Raw genomic sequence first — 17,099 nt, 5'->3', positions numbered from 1 at the left:
ATGACATGTAAATATGCCGGGTGATATGTTAATCACCAGCCTGGAAATAAACAAAGTACCTGAGGCAGAGTATTTTATGTATGTCTGTCAAATAAATGAGAGATGTGGAGTCGTTTTAATAACCAAAATAGCATTGTTAAATATATGGATTATTGAATGCCACGAAAAACTAACGCATCTAACTCCTCACTTAATACCGGTTTCGAAATATAATATCCCTGAAATAAAGTGACCCCCATTTGCTTTAGCATAATGAGTTTTTGTAGGCTATCAACACCTTCCGCCACGCACTGGCTGCCTGTCACGTTGGCATAATAGATTAAACCGTCAATGAGGTTTTTATCATCGAGATTATTGATAAACGTTTCTATAATGTAGCGATCAAGTTTATAGCTATTGAATTTTATCTGCCTGACTGGAAATGCGACGCTATTTTTAGCGAAGCAGTCATCCAGCGCAAGTTTTACGCCCAGACCGGCAAGCTGATTTAATACGCTTACCGTTTTGGACTCATAGCTTAAATCCACATTTTCGTTGATATCCAGCACCAGGCAGCGTACCCAGGCCTGATCAAGCAACTGGGCCCTGGCGGCTTCAACAATGTTAAACAGGGCAGAGCTCTCTGTGAGGGCGCGTGGAATATTGACTGAAAACTCCAATTTACCTGCATAGTTATTTATATTCACCACGGCTTCTCTGATGATATAGGCCGTAAGCATGATCCACGTTTCTCGCGTTCTGATCTCATGAAAAAAGTCCTTAGGTAACAATACGTTGCCATTGGTATACCAGCGGCAGAATATTTCAAAACCGACAATCTGCATCTCGCTGTCTACGATGGGCTGGAAAACGGGAAAGATCAGACCATGCTGCAGGGCATGGGTGATTTTTCTCTCCTCGCCGCTTAGCATTCTGGTCGTTAAACCCCGGGATTTTGACTGGCGCTGTGCCTTACGGTGCCTGCCCGGCAGCAGTCTGGCCATCATCGGGTGAATGGCCGCCAGTTTTTTTAACCCGCTCGAACGCAGGTTATAGAGCGTTTTTGTACTGAAGCTTTTTATTGTCGTAGCATCTTCATGGTCAGGGGGGCTAAAAAGCTCCAGCAGCGTATTGACCTCATGGATAGTGAGCCCTTCGTGGCGCAAGCCGCCATTGCGCTCCTCCTGCCTGGCAAGTGAGACAAGCGTGGGGATGTTTTTAATGTCTTTATGGAGCGTATTTCTGAGTTTAATCACGCTGGTATAGGTACTGACGACCCTGATGGTGCTGAGGTTCGTATTTCGCGGTATAACATTTTTAAAATAACTAAACAGCCAGGAGGATGACAGTCCACTTAAGATCAATATATTTATCTTATGGTGATGCATCTGCAATAGCGATAGCAGGCTCTTCAGCGTCATCAGCATCTGAAAAGGATCTTCAGGAATAAAGACAATCAGATAGTTAAAATCATCGGTTTCATTCTTTTTAGAAAGCAGCCTGTTGTTTTTTTCCGGGCTGATCAGTTTTGCATTCATTCCATTTTCATGAAGCAATGCGGCAAGGCCTGTTGCAGAAAAATGACAGGCGGAAAGTATGTGATAAACAAACTCAACGTGAGAGTGTTGAGATAGCACAGGCAATAACGGTGAGGTTATATTCATATCAATATCCATTAGTCATTATTTTCTATACCCGACGCAATGGGGTTTATTGCGCGGTATATCCTCGCCAGAGGTATTTTTGATATGTGAAAGCCCGGCCGGCGCAGCATGAAAGTTGTCTGCGTCAGGTGTTACAGTTTTAATGTGCAAACTAAGATTTGCGGTGTAATGACTGATTAAATCTGCATATTAAGTTCCTTTTAATAACCGCCGCTGGGGAAAGTTGCCTGCAATATTAATGATAAATTCAATACAATGAGTGTTTTATAATTATTTTAAGCGGAAACATCTCTGATTTTTTTGGGCTTAGCCTGCTTTTTTGAATTTTTGGGAACGTTACTGTGTCGCCTCTAGTTTCTTTACAGCGTCTGGAATGTCAATAGAAATTAATTTTAAAACGGTGATTGAGAATAACCTCAGGGAAAATTCCTAATAGGATTAAATATAAAAAACATTTAAAATCAATGCAATGTGATGATATTGATGTTTTGTTAAATATAATTTCAAAAAAAATTTAAGATACTTTATTAATATTCTATCCCGGCTCCCCACCAATATTGAGAGGGTAGCTCTCTTAGGGGCGAGCTTATGTGAATAGGCGATCGTTTCGTGAAGCTGAAACATAGGTCTTATGGAAGGCATAGCGACTGCCGGTTCTGATTCGTTTTAGTGAAATTGTTTAAAGGAATAAATTATGAAAATCAAAAATCTGGCTCTCGTTGTACTGTCAGCCCTCTCTTTGAGCTCGGGAGCGGCTTATGCCGTTACGGTTAACGGTGGCACCGTTCATTTCAAAGGTGAAATTGTTAACGCAGCCTGCGCCGTTGATGCGGGTTCGGTGGACCAGACTGTTCAACTGGGTCAGGTTCGTTCAGCCCGACTGGCAGCCGTAGGTAATACCAGCTCTGCGGTGGGTTTCAACATCCAACTGAATGACTGCGACACCACTGTTTCTACCAAGGCCTCCGTTGCGTTCTCTGGCGTAGCCGTAACCGGTAAGCCCGACACGCTGGCAATTCAGGGCCCTGCGGCGGGCGGTGCGACTAATGTGGGGATTCAGATCCTCGACAACACCAGCACACCGCTGGCACTGGATGGGGCAACCTTCAGCGCCAAAACTACGCTGAATGATGGCACCAACATTATTCCTCTGCAGGCTCGTTACATCGCGTTGGGCGCGGCTACTGCCGGTACCGCTAACGCGGATGCGACCTTTAAAGTTCAGTACGAGTAATCAGTCAGTCATACAGGGAAAGCACTCGGGGCCAGGGACGGCCCGTCATCTACTACGGATTTGAAGGTGATAATGATGAGAGGAATAAAGCTGGTTGTATTGAGCGTTCTTCTGCCATTTCTGGCACAGGCCGGTAACCGAACGCATGTGATGCTACCGGGCGGCAGTATGCGCTTCCAGGGCACTATCGTTGCCGAATCCTGCCGCGTAGAGGCGGGTGACCGTCAAATGACGGTTGAAATGGGCAGGATCAGCAGCAATCGCTTCCATGCGCCAGGCGAAGACAGCGACCCGGTGCCTTTCGCTCTTCACCTTCAGGACTGTAATACCAATGTTAGCCGGCACGTTGGCGTGGCGTTTATGGGCGTTGCTGACGGTAAAAATCCGGCGGTACTTTCGGTGGGCGAGGGGCCCGGCATAGCTGAAGGCGTGGGCGTTGCCCTTTTTGATGCCGAGGAGCGCCAAATCCCGCTGAATGCCCCTGCAAAGACCTGGACCCGGATATACGCCGGGCCAAACACTTTCCATTTTATCGCCAAATATCGCGCCACCGGGCATCAGGTCACCGGGGGGCTGGCGAATGCCCAGGCCTGGTTTTCTTTGACCTATCTGTAGCCTGAATACGGGCGTAGTGGACACAAACAGCAACGACAAGGACAAGGTGCGAGCGTGACAAAAAGCTTATTAAGAGGTCGTGGTTTACTGGCGGCGATGATGATAGCTGCGGCAATGGGCTTTATGGCTCGTGCAGAGGCCGGGGTGGCATTAGGGGCGACTCGCGTTATTTATCCTGAAGGGCAAAAGCAGGTTCAGCTGGCGGTAACCAGCAACGATGAAAAAAGCACTTACCTTATTCAGTCGTGGGTAGAAAACGCCGATGGCGATAAAGACAGCCATTTCGTGATTACCCCGCCGCTGTTTGCCATCAAAGGGAAAAAAGAAACCACATTACGCATTTTAGATGCGACCAATAACCAGTTGCCGAAGGATCGGGAAAGCTTGTTCTGGCTGAACGTGAAAGCCATTCCTTCCATGGAAAAAGCAAAGCTGAATGAGAACACGCTTCAGCTGGCGATCATTAGCCGGATCAAACTGTATTACCGCCCGGATAACCTGGCGTTGGCCCCGGAGAAAGCGGCAGAAAAACTGACCTTTAGCCGCGGCAACGGGCAATTGATACTGAACAATCCCACGCCGTATTACCTGACGGTGACGGATATTAATGCCGGCACCCGCGTGCTGGATAATGCGCTTGTCCCGCCGATGGGGAAAACCTCCGTGAAGCTACCGGCCGATGCCGGGACCAACATTACTTACCAGACCATTAACGACTACGGTGCGCTAACGCCACGGATGCAGGGCGTTATGCAGTAATTCAGGACAGACCGTCCTGCGTTAAATAACAACGAAGAACTGACTGCCGGGCGAATGCGGACCGGAGGGACAATGTCACATCTAAAATATGGATTAGCGCGTTTTGGCTCCCGTCGTCCACGGCGCAAATTAGCCTCTTTTTTTACTCTGGTACAAACGCCGCTGGCGCTTTTAATTGCTATGCAGGCCTGTTCCGCCCACGCGGATTTATATTTTAACCCGCGCTTTTTAGCCGACGATCCCTCGGCGGTGGCCGATTTGTCCAGTTTCGAAAGTGGGCAGGAAGCGCCGCCGGGGACTTACCGCGTCGATATTTATCTCAATGAGGGGTTTGTCACTACGCGGGACGTTAAATTCGATGCAGCAAAAAGCAGCAGCGGCCTGGCTCCCTGCCTGACGCGTGATCAATGGGCTCAAATGGGGGTTAACGTGGCGGCCATTGCCGGCATGAATGCCCTGGCGTCGGACGCCTGTGTGCCGATGACTGAACTGATCCCGGAGGCCACAGCCGGATTTGATGTCGGCCTGCAAAGACTGAATCTGACGGTGCCGCAGGCGTTTATGGGCAACCGGGCAAGAGGGTACATCCCGCCTGAACGCTGGGACAACGGTATTAACGCCGGCCTGCTGAATTACAATTTCACCGGCAATAGCGTGCAAAACGATCGCGGTGGCAACAGCAATTATGCGTGGCTGAACCTGCAGAGCGGGATCAATCTCGGGGCATGGCGACTGCGTGACAACACCACCTGGAGTTACAACAGCGGCGGCGGCAGCTCAGCGAACGAAAATAAATGGCAGCACGTAAACACCTGGCTCGAGCGCGATATTATTTCGCTGCGCTCCCGTTTAACGCTGGGCGACAGCTATACAGACAGCGATATTTTTGACGGGATAAATTTCCGGGGGGCTCAACTGGCCTCCGACGATAATATGCTGCCCGACAGTATGAAAGGGTTTGCGCCGGTGATTCGCGGGATTGCCCGGGGCACGGCGCACGTCATCGTCAAACAAAATGGCTATGAAATTTATCAGGGCACCGTTCCGCCCGGCCCGTTCACGATTAACGATCTCTACGCTGCCACTAGCGGCGGCGATCTGCAGGTCACTATCAAAGAAACCGACGGCAGCAGCCAGATTTTTAGCGTGCCGTGGTCATCCGTGCCCGTTTTACAGCGCGAAGGGCGCACCCGTTTTTCTCTGACCGCCGGGGAATATCGCAGCGGCAATCGGCAACAGGAAGAGCCTAAGTTCTTTCAGGGCACGGTGCTGCAGGGGCTGCCTGATGGTTGGACGCTTTATGGCGGAAGCCAGCTGGCCGACCGTTACCGCAGCTTTAACCTTGGCGTAGGGAAAAACATGGGCGTGCTGGGGGCGCTGTCGATGGATGTCACCCAGGCCAACGCCAGGCTTGCGGATGACAGTGAGCACCAGGGGCAATCGCTTCGCTTCCTCTATAACAAATCGCTGAATGAACTTGGCACCAATATCCAACTGGTGGGCTACCGGTATTCAACCAGCGGCTATTTTACGCTCGCCGATACCGCTTACAGCCGGATGAGTGGTTACCGCGTGGAAACGCAGGACGGTGCGATTCAGGTTAAGCCTAAGTTTACCGACTACTACAACCTTGCTTACAACAAGCGCGGCAGGGTGCAGCTGAGCCTGACCCAGCAGTTGGGCAGAACAACCACGCTTTATCTCAGCGGCAGCCACCAGACCTACTGGAACAGCAGCAGCGCCGACGAGCAGATGCAGGTGGGGTTGAACACCGCCGTGGATGATATCAACTGGACGGTCAGCTACAGCCTGACGAAAAACGCCTGGCAGGACGGACGCGACCAAATGCTCGCGCTAAACGTCAACATCCCGTTCAGCCACTGGCTGCGTTCCGACAGCAAGTCAGCCTGGCGTAACGCCAACGCGAGCTACAGCGCATCACACGATCTTAATGGCCGCATGACCAACCTTGCCGGGCTGTACGGCACGCTGCTGGAGGACAATAACCTGAGCTATAGCGTGCAGACAGGCTATGCGGGCGGTGGGCACGGGAACAGCAGCAGCACGGGCTATGCCGCACTGAACTATCGCGGCGGATACGGCAACGCGAACGTGGGCTATAGCCGCAGCGACGGCATGAAACAGGTTTACTACGGCGCGAGCGGCGGGGTGCTGGCACATGCGGATGGCGTGACTTTCAGTCAGCCGCTGAACAGCACGGTCGTGCTGGTGAAAGCCCCAGGAGCCGGTGACGTCAAAGTCGAAAACCAAACCGGCGTGCGTACCGACTGGCGTGGTTATGCCGTGCTTCCGTATGCCAGCGATTACCGTGAAAACAGAATCGCGCTGGATACCAACACGCTGGCCGACAACGTAGACCTTCAGGATGCAGTCGCCAACGTGGTGCCAACCCACGGCGCCGTGGTGCGTGCGGAGTTCAAGCCACAGGTTGGGGTAAAAATGCTCCTGACGCTAACCCACAACGGTAAGCCTGTGCCTTTCGGGGCCGTTGTGACCGCTGAAGGCCTGCCGGTGAGCAGTATTGTGGCCGACGGTGGGCAGGTCTATCTAAGCGGGATGCCGCTGGTGGGCAAGGTGTTGGCCAAATGGGGAGACGGGCCGGGCGCCAGCTGCGTGGCGGATTACCGTCTGGGGGAAGAGAGCCAGAAGCAGATGCTGAGCTCACTTTCGGCGCTGTGTCGCTAAGGAATAAGCATGACTAAATCTCTTTATATCATCGGCATTGCCCTGTCGCTGTTCGCCGCCGCTGCCGAAGCGGCAGACAGCACTATTACTATTCGCGGTAATGTTCGGGACAACGCCTGTGCGGTTGCGGCGGAGTCAAAAGATTTCACCGTCGACCTGATGAACAACCCGGCCAAACAGTTTTCTGCGGTGGGTGCCACCACGCCGCTGGTGCCTTTCCGCATCGTGCTTTCCCCGTGTGGCGGCCTGGCTACCGCGGTGAAAGTGGGGTTTACCGGCGTGGCCGATAGCGTCAACACCAGTTTATTAAAGCTGGATAGCGGCGCAGCCGCGGCGGCGGGTATGGGGATTCAAATCCTGAACAGCGCCCGGACACCGATGCCGATCAACGCGGGATCGTCGGCTATTCAGTGGACTACGCTGGTGCCCGGCCAGACCAACGTGCTCGGTTTTTATGCTCGCCTGATGGCAACGCAGCTGCCGGTCACCGCCGGGCACGTCAATGCGACCGCAATATTCACACTTGAATTTCAGTAACCGGAGGCAGACATGAAATGGATTCTACCCGGGAGGGTGCTTGCCGGAGTGCTGATAGTGCTCTCTTCTGCGGCAAAGGCGGATGACGTCACGATTACCGTGAACGGAAGAGTGGTAGCCAAGCCTTGTACGATTTCGACCCCCACGGCCACGGTCGATCTGGGCGATCTCTATACCTTTAGCCTGGTACAGGCCGGCGCCTCATCCGCCTGGCACGATGTCGTCCTCAATTTGACCAACTGCCCGATCGGGACCTCTAAAGTGACCGCGACGTTCAGCGGCACGGCGGATGCGACGGGTTATTACGCCAACCAGGGGACGGCGCGTAACCTCCAGCTTCAGCTGCAGGACAATGGCGGCGCGAGGCTAAATAACGGCGCCAATAAAACCGTTACGGTGGATGCCGGCAGCCAGGCCGCGAGTTTTCCCCTTCAGGTCAGGGCGTTAACGGTCAACGGCGGGACGACCCAGGGAACCATTCAGGCGGTGATCAATGTCACTTACACCTGGTCCTGATCGCAAGGAGGATGGAATGAAAAAAGTCATCGCGTTATTGGCCGCGCTGGCCGGTCTGGGTTGGTCAACCGCAAGCCAGGCATTTACCTGCCAGTCGCTTGGCAACACCATCAGTGGCTCCGGTACCGTTACCGTCAGGGTTAATCTTGTGCCGTCCATTTCGGCAGGGCAAAACCTGGTGGTTGACCTTTCCCAGTCGATTCAATGTAAAAACGATGCGCCCTCGGTCTATCTTGATCCGGTGCGGATCAGATCGGGTTCTGCGTACCAGGGAGTGCTCTCTGCTTTCAGAGGAACATTAGGTTATTTCGGGGTGCAATATCCTTTCCCGACCACAACGGAAACCGCATGGGTGAACCATACCTGGGGTGATTACCGTGGCTGGCAGGCGGTGCTGTATTTAACGCCTATCAGCACCGCCAGTGGCGTAGTCGTTAAAGCCAACACCATGATTGCCCAGCTTATTCTGGAAAAAGAAGACTCCCTCAACGGGAATCGGCAAATCATCAACTGGAATATCTACGCCAACAACGATGTCGTGGTGCCTACCGGGGGCTGTGACGTGTCCGCCCGCAACGTGACGGTGAATCTGCCTGATTACCCTGGCACAGCACCTGCGCCTGTCACCGTGCGTTGCGCGCAAAATCAGAGAATTGGTTACTTTTTGTCAGGGAACACTCAGGGCACCGATAACACCATCTTTACTAATACGTCGGCCAGCTCACCCGCCCAGGGTATTGGCGTCCAACTGCGGCGTAATGGGGCTGCCATGAGGACCGGGAGCGCCAACACCGTTTCGCTGGGAACGGTAGGATCGACCCCCGTTGATCTGGGGCTGACGGCGACCTACGCGCGCACTACAGGGCAGGTGACGGCGGGTAATGTACAGTCGATAATTGGGGTGACGTTTGTTTACCAGTAGCGGCATGCCCGCAAAGGCGAGCGAGCGTGTGCACTACATTCTTTCTCCCTGCAACATGATGGCGTGCGGGCTGGCAAATTTGTTAGCCGCGGGCCGTACCCGGACGGTATTTTTCCCCGGCTCTGGGGAGGAGGCCGGGGCGCGGTTTGTGGTCTACCTGCCCGATCAGCCTTACTGGCTGCTTGTCGTCTTGCGGCAGGTGGCGCAGTTGCTCGATAGCCATGACGGACAGTTATCAATGCTCATTTTGAGCCGAAGCCCGGCCTCATGGATCTGGCGTTCGCTGCAGAAGTTAGTCAAAAAAGAAGGTTATCTCAGCGGCGTGCGGGTGGCCCCTTCCGACCTGCCCAGCGCCAGCCTGGCAGCGCTGCTGCGGGGGGACTGGGATAACGGCGTGAGTCTCAAAAAACACGCCCTGGAAGAGGAACTGGTGAGCCAGATTCGGCCGGAAGGGTTAACCCGAAAAGAGCTGGATGTGCTGGTGGACTCGCTGGCCGGGCAGACGATTCAGGAGCAGGCGAAACAGCGCGGCGTCAGCCATAAAACGCTGTATGTGCAGCGAATGTCCGGGCTAAAGAAAATGGCCCATCCGCTGCTGCATGAGAAAGCGCCGGTGGCGAGCCATCAGCAGAAAAAAAGTGCCTCGGCCGGGATGACTACGACCCTTTCCCCCTTCGAAAGGGAGTTGGGGTATGCCATCCACAACCGCCAGATTTACCCGGTGTTCCAGCCGATTGTGAATGGTGGACTACAGCTTAAAGGGCTAGAGATTCTGGCCCGCTGGCAGCGAAACGGGCAAACCATGCAGCCCGCCGAGTTTCTGCCGCAGATCCGCTCCAGCTATACATGGCGGTTGTTAACGGCCTTTATGCTGCAAGAGGCAGTGGGCGGCATTAATCAGTATCAGGGGGAGTATTATTTTGCCGTCAATATTCCGGCCGCGATTTCAAACAGCGAAAGTCTGTTCGGCATCATTAAACAGCTGAGCACCCGGCTGATAAACCCGTTCTGGACGGACAGGCTGGTGCTGGAAATCTCAGAAGACCTGAATTTGCAACAGCATCAGGAAAGCCGGTTCTTCATTACCCAGCTCCAGCACCAGGGATACCGGGTGATGCTTGATGATTGTTTTTCGCAGAGCAGCGTTTACTTCCCGGTGCGGGCGGTGCGGTTTAACGATTACAAACTGGATCGCAAAGTCGTGGAGGACGCGCAGTATGAACCTCATGCGCTGGCGCTGATCAAAAGCCTGGCCTATTACTGTGAATTAACGGGAAGTTACTGCGTTGCTGAGGGCATCGATAGCCGTGAGAAATTAAGGCTGCTTCTGGCGTCCGGGGTACATCTCTTTCAGGGGTACAGTATCTCTCAGCCTGTTTTCAAGTTTGAACTGCGGCAAATGATTGCGGCTTTGAAGAAAAGAGAAACGGTGCAGCCTATAGCCTGAATCCGCACTTTTTACCCTCACCCTAACCCTCTCCCTGAAAGGGAGAGGGGATAAAAAGCGTTTTGCGCTGCTTCTTTTCCCTCTAGCTTTGAAGGGGGCGAGGGATAAATCGTGTTCCCTGCCTACTCCTTTCTCCCTCTCCCCTTTGGGAGAGGGCCGGGGTGAGGGGCAGAACGATTCCCGAATGTTGGGATTAGCGGTTCTCTTCAATATAACGTGCCAGATCCGCCGGGGTTTTCAGCACCGTGGCGACTTCCGTCGGCGGGATCATGCAGCCGTACACGTCCTGCACTTCCAGTACCAAATCAACGGCCAAAATAGAGTCGAGAATGTCGGACTCGATCAGCTCATCGTTAAAGCCGACCTTGCGGGATAACACTTTTTCAAACAGGGCGAGAATTTCTTGTTCCATCTTTTTTTCCTGGGTCATTAATTCGTGCGAGCCTGGGTATCCAGCAGCTTGCGGTCGATTTTGCCGTTAGGGTTCAGCGGCAAAGCGTCTTTAATAATGATTTGCGAAGGCACCATATAAGGCGGGATCACTTTCGCGAGTGACGTTTTGATAGCCTCCGGCGCCAGGCCGGTGACGCAGAACGCCGCAATGCGCAGCACGCCGCCGCCGGATTTCATCAGCGGCAGCACTACGGCTTCGCTAATGCCGGACATCGCCAGCAGGCGGTTTTCAATTTCGTTGATTTCAATGCGGTAGCCGTTCAGCTTGATCTGGCTGTCGTTACGGCCCTGGCAATACAGCAGCCCGTCTTCGTAGCCGAGATCGCCGGTCCGGTAGCCCCGATATTGCTCGCTTTCGCGACGCAGCAATTTCGCGGCGTTTTCCTGCGGCAGGCCGAGGTAACCACGCATGACGTTTTTCCCCCAGATAATCAGCTCACCTTCTGAGGTCACTTCCATTCTGGACTCCGGCATCATGGTGCCCACCGGCAGCACGTCGTTTTCGCTGTGCAGGATCTCGTCGGTGATTTCAATCACCGTGGTGGCGATAGTCGCCTCCGTCGGGCCATAGGAATTCAGGATTTTGGCCTGCGGGAAGCGGCGGCGCAGCTGTTTTACCAGCGCCTTATTCAGCACTTCGCCAATGAACACAAACACGCTCAGCGCGGGCAAATACTCAGCGCTGAACTGCGGGGAAAGCAGCTTCTGATAAGCAAAAGAAGGCGTGGAAACCCAGGCCGAAACCTCGTTGCTTTTCAGGCGTTCAAGCCAGTTTTCAGCGGCTATATCTTCCTTGGCGTTCAGCACAATGTGCCCGCCGGTGGCGAGGTTCGCCAGCAGAGGAATAAGGGAAAGGTCAAAGCTGAACACCGCGTGGTTCATTAACACCGGCACGTCCGGCAGCGCAAAGTCCTCGCGCACCCACTTCATGAAGTGCCACAGGCTCTCGCGGCCAATCTGCACGCCTTTCGGTTTCCCGGTGCTGCCAGAAGTAAACATGATATAGGCAAGATCGGGCTCGGCCAGCACGCTGGCGGTTTCGCCGGTCGCCACAAACTGTTTTGCCACGACGTCGTAATAGTAGGGCGCGCTGGCAAGCTGACAAATCTCTTTCAGCCGCTCCTGCGGATAGATGCAGTCCACCGGAATATAAGGGATGTTGTGCAGCAGGCAGCTGTAAATTGCCACGGCAAATTCGGCCTGCTGATGCCCGTATAAAACCACCGGCGTGCCGGCGGGCTGTTCGCACTTCGCGTAGCGCTGTGCCCAGTCGGTTGCGGCGACGGAAAGCTGTTGCCAGGTCAGGGCGGTATCGCTGCCGCTGATGGCTAACTGGTTTGGGCGCGCGGGGTCTAGTAATGCCGCGCGCAGAAAATCCTGCAGTTCCTGAAGCTCTGGATGAAGGTTCATAGAGGTGACATTCCACTAAAGATGTAGAGGGAGACCGCGGCGCTTGCCAGCGTCAGAATTCGTCCAAAAAACGCGATAACCGGATGGCGTAACCCGTTACTCAAGGCCGGGCTGCGTTTGGCGAACCAAAGCAGCATGTTGTGGGCAACGGAAATGGCGCCGAAAAGCGCGCCGCTGATGACGTAGTGTCGTTCAAGCCCGTTCCAGGCCCCCATGCAAAAGAGCGTGCAGAAGATGCCCACGTTCTGTGCCAGGGTTTTATTTTGACGGAAGAAATCGAGCTTCATCAGATTCATGTAAATCGGCATAAAGACCACGTCGCGCAGCCACTCAGACAGGCTGATGTGGAAGCGGCGCCAGAAGTCCTGCGGGTTTTTGGCCAGAATCGGCATATTGAAGTTAGCCGGAATATTCAGACCAAACAGCCGTCCGGCGCCGATGGCCATGTTGCTGTAGCCCGCAAAATCAAAATAGAGATAGGCGCTGTAGGCTATCGACATCACCACGCCGACGGTGAGGGTGAACGGTCGGTGACTCCAGGACTCAATCACCAGGTTGTCGATCAGCATCGCAAATAAAAACTTCTGTACGACGCCGGTGACGATTTGCTCCACGGCCAATAAAAACTGTTCGCGGGTGAGCCTGAATACCGGCTTATTAATATCGCCGACCCAGGTTCTCCAGCGGTACATCGGGCCCGCGAGAATAATAAACGGCATAAACAGATAGCAGAAATAATGCAAAAAGTTCTGGCCATCTTTTTTGCTGCGGTAAAGCAGCACGTCAATGGCGCGGAAAGTCATAAACGACAGGCCAATCATGCCCCAGTGATTATTCAGGTGTAACTTCACCAGTAATAGCGGCAGCAGCGTCAGGCTGACTGCTTGCCAGGTTTTTAGCCAGCCTTTCTCTTTCAGCGTGACAAGAAGATAAAACGCAAAGAATACCGCTACCGGAACCAGATAATCACCCTGGAAGATATATCCCCAGGCCAACGCCGCGAGCACGGAGAATGCGGCTAAATAGGTAAGCCGGTAATGCAATACGCGGTTAACCAGCGCAAACAGCAGTGCCGATGAAAACAGAAAGAAAAAAAATGCCCCTGAGCTATACATCATTCATCCTTCAGAATTTTTGATATTCAAAATGCACTTTGATACTCATGCTGTCGTCCACGGAAGACCACGCCACCACGGTGATTGCCAGCAAGAGGTAAAGCACAAACAGGCGAACGGCAGTTTTCATCGTGTAAAGCTCTCGGCAATAAAGCGGTCCATGGCAACCCACGCCAGCTCGGTAGGATGCAGGCGATCCCAGTTCCAGCCGTTTTGGTAAGGCTGGGCGTACATATCGAAATAACGCACCTGGTTTTGCTCCAGGTATGCCCTGATCTGGCGGTCAACGGGCTGGAACTTTTGCGTATTTTTCAGCGCCCACGGGTTAAGCGGATCGACGATGACCACAAACTGGGCGTGGCGAGATTTAAGCAGATCGATGCTGGCCTTGAAGGCTTCCATCTGGCGGTTTACTACCGGCGTTTCATACCACTCTTCCGCCGTTTTCCCGTCTTCGTAAACGCTTTTGTCCATCCACAATGTGGCGGCGCTTTCCTGACGAACCTGGTTCAATACGCGGGCATGGGCCAGCTGTTCGTTCCAGTCCGGGGCGGCGTACTTTTCTGCGGGAGCCGGCCACGGGCGATGAGGTTCAGGCGCAATGCGCAGCCGCGCCAGCCAGTGGTTTTTTACCAGGGTGCAGAAGTTAGCAAACTCATAATTAACGGACTGCCAAATAACTTTTGGCTGCCAGCCGTATATTTTCATTTCACCCAGGGTTAAATGACTAATGTCCTCTTCATCAATATGATGTAAGTAATTGACCAGGAACGGACGCGCTTTTTCATCCGCTATCAGCGGGTTAAAAATAGCCGCCGGGAAATGATCGGCAAAAATAGCCGGAGGAATTGTGTCAAAATAAAAGCTGTCCGGGGCAAACAGCAGAACAATTTTACTGTTTGCGTTTATATCGTTTTTAAAACGTGAGAGCAGCAGGAACTGTGTGATGTTATCGACATAACTATCCCCGTAGGCCACCACCGGCTGATGTAATTGCTTATTAAAGTAATTATATACAGCGTAATGTTCATCTTCGGATGTCGAAACCTCAGAAGCGCCGAGGAAAAATAATGCATTGCCTTGTAATGCATGGGAAATTGTCGCAATTTTCTCTTTTTGTTCTTTCGCCGTGCCTTCCATCGATTTAATCAACGGCTGGAATGTTAGCGGCGTGGACAAGCCCGTCACCAGGGCCGGAACGCATAAGACCAGAACGGCAAGCAGCGCCATCAGGATATGTAGGCAGAGAGTATTTTTGATTTTCATTATTAATGTAAGGTTACATAACGACCATTTGTTTAAAATTTGTTATTTTGTCTCAACACAACAAATCATCCCTGTGTATCGCTGCACTATATACCAGCCTCCCCCTTGATGATGAGCGTTGCTGTGTAACGGTATGTACAATGAACTTCGCGTGGTAATAATAATTTGCGGCGTTCTGTCAACATAAACCTGGGCGGACTGTGGGGGTTTTGACGATGGTTTATGTCAGGTTGTCGATCTTTCCTGTACCGATTTATGAAAGAGACAATCGATGCCCGGCGGATAACAAGGAATGACAAAATAACTTTTTCACGAGCGAAGGAACTTAATTGTTTGTTTATGAGTGATTTTGTTGAGTAATATTTTAAATATTGGTAAATAAAATAAATTCTTAAGGTTAATTTAATATACCGATGCTTTGAGTGTTATTAATGGTGTTGATTTTATTGGGTTTTATTTTCATGATGCCCCGGCTCTCTGTCGCGGAAGGGATAAATAAAATAAAGCTGCATTTTCCCGGCTGGAAGCGCAATATGCTTATCCTGTCTGCCATCAGTTACCTGAAACCTTCGCCGCGAGTGAATGCCATGAGTTTGAAAATACGTAGAGCAAAGCCGGAAGATGTGCCGCTTTTAACGGTGCTGGGGAGCACAAGTTATCGCTATCACTTTGAACGGCATTGGGTTTCCGGTGAAGAACTGCAGGCCTTTATTGAGCAGGAATACGCTCAGGATACGCTAACTGAAAGCCTGGCCGATCCGACGGTTAGCTGGTTTATTGCCGAGGCTGGAAAGCCAGTGGGGTTTGCCAAAATTAGCTGGAACCGCCCGGTGCCTGAGCAGACGTTTTCAGGCGCTCTGCTTAACAAACTCTACCTTGCACCCGGCGAGACGGGTAAAAATTATGGCCAGCTGATTTTCGACGAAATGCTCCAACTGGCGCAGCAGCGAGAGCAGAATTACTTCTGGCTGGAAGTGCTGGAGGGGAACGAGGGCGCGCGGCGCTTTTACGCGGCCCAGGGCATGTGCCACTTAACCAGCGAAACGTTTTCCAGCGCCACGCAAACCAGCACCATACATATTCTCGGCAAGAGTCTTTAAACATCATGAAACCAGGTCTTCTGTCTGCTTTTTTAATTGCCGCAATTAGCCTGCCTGTCGCCGCGATGGCCACACCAAACGTTCAGGTGGGCTTTTCGCCGGAAGGCTCGGCCCGGACGCTAGTGCTGCAGACGCTTGCCGGGGCGAAGAAGTCTATCCGCATGATAGGTTATTCGTTCCAGGCACCCGATATTGTTCAGGCGCTGGTGGACGCGAAAAAGCGGGGCGTTGAGGTGCGTGTGGTGGTCGATAAAAAGCGCAATCAGAACAAGGCCAGCCTGAAAGCGATGAATTTTGCCGTGGCAAACGGCGTACAGCTGCGCATCGACGGGCATTATCACATCCAGCATGACAAAACGATCGTTGTGGATGATCAAACCGTTGAAACCGGTTCGTTTAATTACGCCCCTTCCGCCGAAACTGAAAACAGTGAAAACGTGGTCGTGCTCAGCGATATGCCGGACATCGCCAGCCAGTATGTTGCCCACTGGGAAAGCCGCTGGGCGCTGGGCGTGCAATTCCAGATATCCCCCTGAATGACCTCATCTTCCTTAAATTTGGTAGGTAAAGTTTTGAACAGCCCTGCCGATGTCATCCGCTTCCGGGATGATGCTTTAAGGATAGAAAATGCTGCAAAAATTAAATTTCTCTGTGCTGGCAGCGGCGTTATTGTTGGCGGGATGTGCCTCAAAACCTTTGCCTGACACCGAAAAACGTGTGGCGATGCAGACGATAACTTCGACGAATCAGTCACAGCTTATTGTTGAAAGTTGGGAGGATATCGAGACCAGTATTAGCCGCCCAACGGACACTCAGTTGCGTTACGTGACTCAGGGCGATACCTCGAAAACCGCGGCGCTGAAAACGCTGCAGTTCGTGGCCCTGGCCTTTGCGGGAGGCGGGCAGGTCAACGGTTTTAGCAAGGAAGATTTGAAAGGGACTCAGGTGCCGGGCGTTATGAACCCTTCCATTACTTACCTGACGCCGCGCGTGAGCGACATCATGAAAAATGAGATGGATCGGCAGCCGATGAGAAAATACAACAGCCCGCTGATCATCAAGCCCACAACCTGGAAGCTGATGTATAAAAACCTGGCGGGCGGTGACGACAATTATACGTTAGTGATGAAAACGACGCTCAGTCGCAATGCCACAGACAAAACAGGGAAAGACAACTACATGTTTATGGAGTGCGTTTCTACCGAAACGACGCCGGAATATACCCTCCCACAATGGCAGGCCAATAACTATGCCAAAGTGAATGAAGTGACACAGCAGGTGTTGGATAGCTGTCTCGCTAAATTTACTACAAAGGCGAATGCCTTCCTTTAATGGCGAAAAAAGTAAGCGCTTTAAAAAGAATGCCTGGATAATTT

Annotated in this window: 16 protein-coding genes; 11 read left to right on the top strand and 5 right to left on the bottom strand. The window is 52.4% G+C overall.

Annotated features, from left to right (window positions below; translation table 11 throughout):
- Positions 1 to 149 precede the first annotated feature (149 nt).
- Positions 150 to 1,643 carry an EAL domain-containing protein gene (locus CNE01S_RS14995; protein WP_169799414.1) on the bottom strand — a complete coding sequence of 498 codons (1,494 nt, stop codon included), beginning with the start codon at positions 1,641 to 1,643 and terminating at the stop codon, positions 150 to 152.
- A gap of 694 nt (positions 1,644 to 2,337) precedes the next feature.
- On the opposite strand from CNE01S_RS14995, the gene fimA reads away from it, so the two are divergent.
- From fimA to CNE01S_RS14955, 8 genes are all read left to right on the top strand, one after another.
- Positions 2,338 to 2,877, top strand: coding sequence for a type 1 fimbrial major subunit FimA (gene fimA, locus CNE01S_RS14990; RefSeq protein WP_061277128.1), 540 nt, complete (start codon positions 2,338 to 2,340; stop codon positions 2,875 to 2,877).
- 75 nt (positions 2,878 to 2,952) lie between these two features.
- Positions 2,953 to 3,492, top strand: coding sequence for a type 1 fimbrial minor subunit FimI (gene fimI / locus CNE01S_RS14985; protein WP_061277127.1), 540 nt, complete (start codon positions 2,953 to 2,955; stop codon positions 3,490 to 3,492).
- Between the two features lie 54 nt (positions 3,493 to 3,546).
- The gene (locus tag CNE01S_RS14980) at positions 3,547 to 4,251 is read left to right on the top strand and encodes a fimbria/pilus periplasmic chaperone (RefSeq protein WP_061277126.1); all 705 of its coding nucleotides are present in this window, start codon (positions 3,547 to 3,549) and stop codon (positions 4,249 to 4,251) included.
- 72 nt (positions 4,252 to 4,323) lie between these two features.
- Complete coding sequence (locus tag CNE01S_RS14975) at positions 4,324 to 6,957, top strand: fimbrial biogenesis usher protein (protein ID WP_061277125.1); 2,634 nt, start codon at positions 4,324 to 4,326, stop codon at positions 6,955 to 6,957.
- Positions 6,958 to 6,966: 9 nt separating this feature from the next.
- Positions 6,967 to 7,494 (top strand): type 1 fimbrial adaptor subunit FimF, encoded by a 528-nt coding sequence (gene fimF, locus CNE01S_RS14970; RefSeq protein WP_061277124.1) that lies wholly within the window; start codon positions 6,967 to 6,969, stop codon positions 7,492 to 7,494.
- 12 nt (positions 7,495 to 7,506) lie between these two features.
- Positions 7,507 to 8,010 carry a type 1 fimbrial minor subunit FimG gene (gene fimG, locus CNE01S_RS14965; protein ID WP_061277123.1) on the top strand — a complete coding sequence of 168 codons (504 nt, stop codon included), beginning with the start codon at positions 7,507 to 7,509 and terminating at the stop codon, positions 8,008 to 8,010.
- Between the two features lie 16 nt (positions 8,011 to 8,026).
- Positions 8,027 to 8,932: a fimbrial protein gene (locus tag CNE01S_RS14960; RefSeq protein WP_061277122.1), complete on the top strand. Its 906-nt coding sequence runs from the start codon at positions 8,027 to 8,029 to the stop codon at positions 8,930 to 8,932.
- Complete coding sequence (locus CNE01S_RS14955; RefSeq protein ID WP_255212423.1) at positions 8,919 to 10,379, top strand: EAL domain-containing protein; 1,461 nt, start codon at positions 8,919 to 8,921, stop codon at positions 10,377 to 10,379. The genes CNE01S_RS14960 and CNE01S_RS14955 overlap by 14 nt, the downstream gene beginning before the upstream one ends.
- A gap of 193 nt (positions 10,380 to 10,572) precedes the next feature.
- Here CNE01S_RS14955 and CNE01S_RS14950 read toward each other — a convergent pair whose 3' ends face one another.
- The 4 genes from CNE01S_RS14950 to CNE01S_RS14935 all read right to left on the bottom strand — a co-directional run bounded on the left by CNE01S_RS14950 (position 10,573) and on the right by CNE01S_RS14935 (position 14,623).
- Positions 10,573 to 10,791, bottom strand: a complete 219-nt coding sequence (locus tag CNE01S_RS14950; protein WP_008454337.1) for an acyl carrier protein — start codon at positions 10,789 to 10,791, stop codon at positions 10,573 to 10,575.
- Between the two features lie 17 nt (positions 10,792 to 10,808).
- Entirely contained in the window at positions 10,809 to 12,242 is a 1,434-nt protein-coding gene (locus CNE01S_RS14945) for an AMP-binding protein (protein ID WP_061277121.1), read from the bottom strand.
- Positions 12,239 to 13,357: a membrane-bound O-acyltransferase family protein gene (locus tag CNE01S_RS14940; RefSeq protein WP_061277120.1), complete on the bottom strand. Its 1,119-nt coding sequence runs from the start codon at positions 13,355 to 13,357 to the stop codon at positions 12,239 to 12,241. Before CNE01S_RS14940 ends, CNE01S_RS14945 begins: the two co-directional genes overlap by 4 nt.
- A 126-nt stretch (positions 13,358 to 13,483) precedes the next feature.
- Positions 13,484 to 14,623: a D-alanyl-lipoteichoic acid biosynthesis protein DltD gene (locus CNE01S_RS14935; protein ID WP_061277119.1), complete on the bottom strand. Its 1,140-nt coding sequence runs from the start codon at positions 14,621 to 14,623 to the stop codon at positions 13,484 to 13,486.
- A 533-nt stretch (positions 14,624 to 15,156) separates the two neighbouring features.
- Here CNE01S_RS14935 and CNE01S_RS14930 point away from each other — a divergent pair.
- The 3 genes from CNE01S_RS14930 to CNE01S_RS14920 all read left to right on the top strand — a co-directional run bounded on the left by CNE01S_RS14930 (position 15,157) and on the right by CNE01S_RS14920 (position 17,055).
- Positions 15,157 to 15,723: a GNAT family N-acetyltransferase gene (locus tag CNE01S_RS14930; protein ID WP_245874317.1), complete on the top strand. Its 567-nt coding sequence runs from the start codon at positions 15,157 to 15,159 to the stop codon at positions 15,721 to 15,723.
- Between the two features lie 5 nt (positions 15,724 to 15,728).
- Positions 15,729 to 16,259, top strand: coding sequence for a phospholipase D family nuclease (locus CNE01S_RS14925; RefSeq protein WP_061277118.1), 531 nt, complete (start codon positions 15,729 to 15,731; stop codon positions 16,257 to 16,259).
- Positions 16,260 to 16,350: 91 nt separating this feature from the next.
- Positions 16,351 to 17,055 (top strand): hypothetical protein, encoded by a 705-nt coding sequence (locus CNE01S_RS14920; RefSeq protein ID WP_061277117.1) that lies wholly within the window; start codon positions 16,351 to 16,353, stop codon positions 17,053 to 17,055.
- The last annotated feature ends 44 nt before the right edge of the window (positions 17,056 to 17,099 follow it).

Source organism: Cedecea neteri NBRC 105707 = ATCC 33855, assembly GCF_001571265.1.
GTDB lineage: Bacteria > Pseudomonadota > Gammaproteobacteria > Enterobacterales > Enterobacteriaceae > Cedecea > Cedecea neteri.
This window is presented reverse-complemented; position numbering and strand designations above follow the sequence as displayed.

Bases quoted from the DNA above. Each gene is read 5' to 3' on its own strand.
- fimI (WP_061277127.1), top strand. From the start codon at position 2,953: ATGAGAGGAATAAAGCTGGTTGTATTGAGCGTTCTTCTGCCATTTCTG.
- fimF (WP_061277124.1), top strand. From the start codon at position 6,967: ATGACTAAATCTCTTTATATCATCGGCATTGCCCTGTCGCTGTTCGCC.
- CNE01S_RS14940 (WP_061277120.1), bottom strand. From the start codon at position 13,357: ATGTATAGCTCAGGGGCATTTTTTTTCTTTCTGTTTTCATCGGCACTG.
- CNE01S_RS14950 (WP_008454337.1), bottom strand. From the start codon at position 10,791: ATGGAACAAGAAATTCTCGCCCTGTTTGAAAAAGTGTTATCCCGCAAG.
- CNE01S_RS14975 (WP_061277125.1), top strand. From the start codon at position 4,324: ATGTCACATCTAAAATATGGATTAGCGCGTTTTGGCTCCCGTCGTCCA.
- CNE01S_RS14935 (WP_061277119.1), bottom strand. From the start codon at position 14,623: ATGAAAATCAAAAATACTCTCTGCCTACATATCCTGATGGCGCTGCTT.
- CNE01S_RS14960 (WP_061277122.1), top strand. From the start codon at position 8,027: ATGAAAAAAGTCATCGCGTTATTGGCCGCGCTGGCCGGTCTGGGTTGG.
- CNE01S_RS14995 (WP_169799414.1), bottom strand. From the start codon at position 1,643: ATGAATATAACCTCACCGTTATTGCCTGTGCTATCTCAACACTCTCAC.
- fimG (WP_061277123.1), top strand. From the start codon at position 7,507: ATGAAATGGATTCTACCCGGGAGGGTGCTTGCCGGAGTGCTGATAGTG.
- CNE01S_RS14945 (WP_061277121.1), bottom strand. From the start codon at position 12,242: ATGAACCTTCATCCAGAGCTTCAGGAACTGCAGGATTTTCTGCGCGCG.
- fimA (WP_061277128.1), top strand. From the start codon at position 2,338: ATGAAAATCAAAAATCTGGCTCTCGTTGTACTGTCAGCCCTCTCTTTG.
- CNE01S_RS14925 (WP_061277118.1), top strand. From the start codon at position 15,729: ATGAAACCAGGTCTTCTGTCTGCTTTTTTAATTGCCGCAATTAGCCTG.
- CNE01S_RS14930 (WP_245874317.1), top strand. From the start codon at position 15,157: ATGCTTATCCTGTCTGCCATCAGTTACCTGAAACCTTCGCCGCGAGTG.
- CNE01S_RS14920 (WP_061277117.1), top strand. From the start codon at position 16,351: ATGCTGCAAAAATTAAATTTCTCTGTGCTGGCAGCGGCGTTATTGTTG.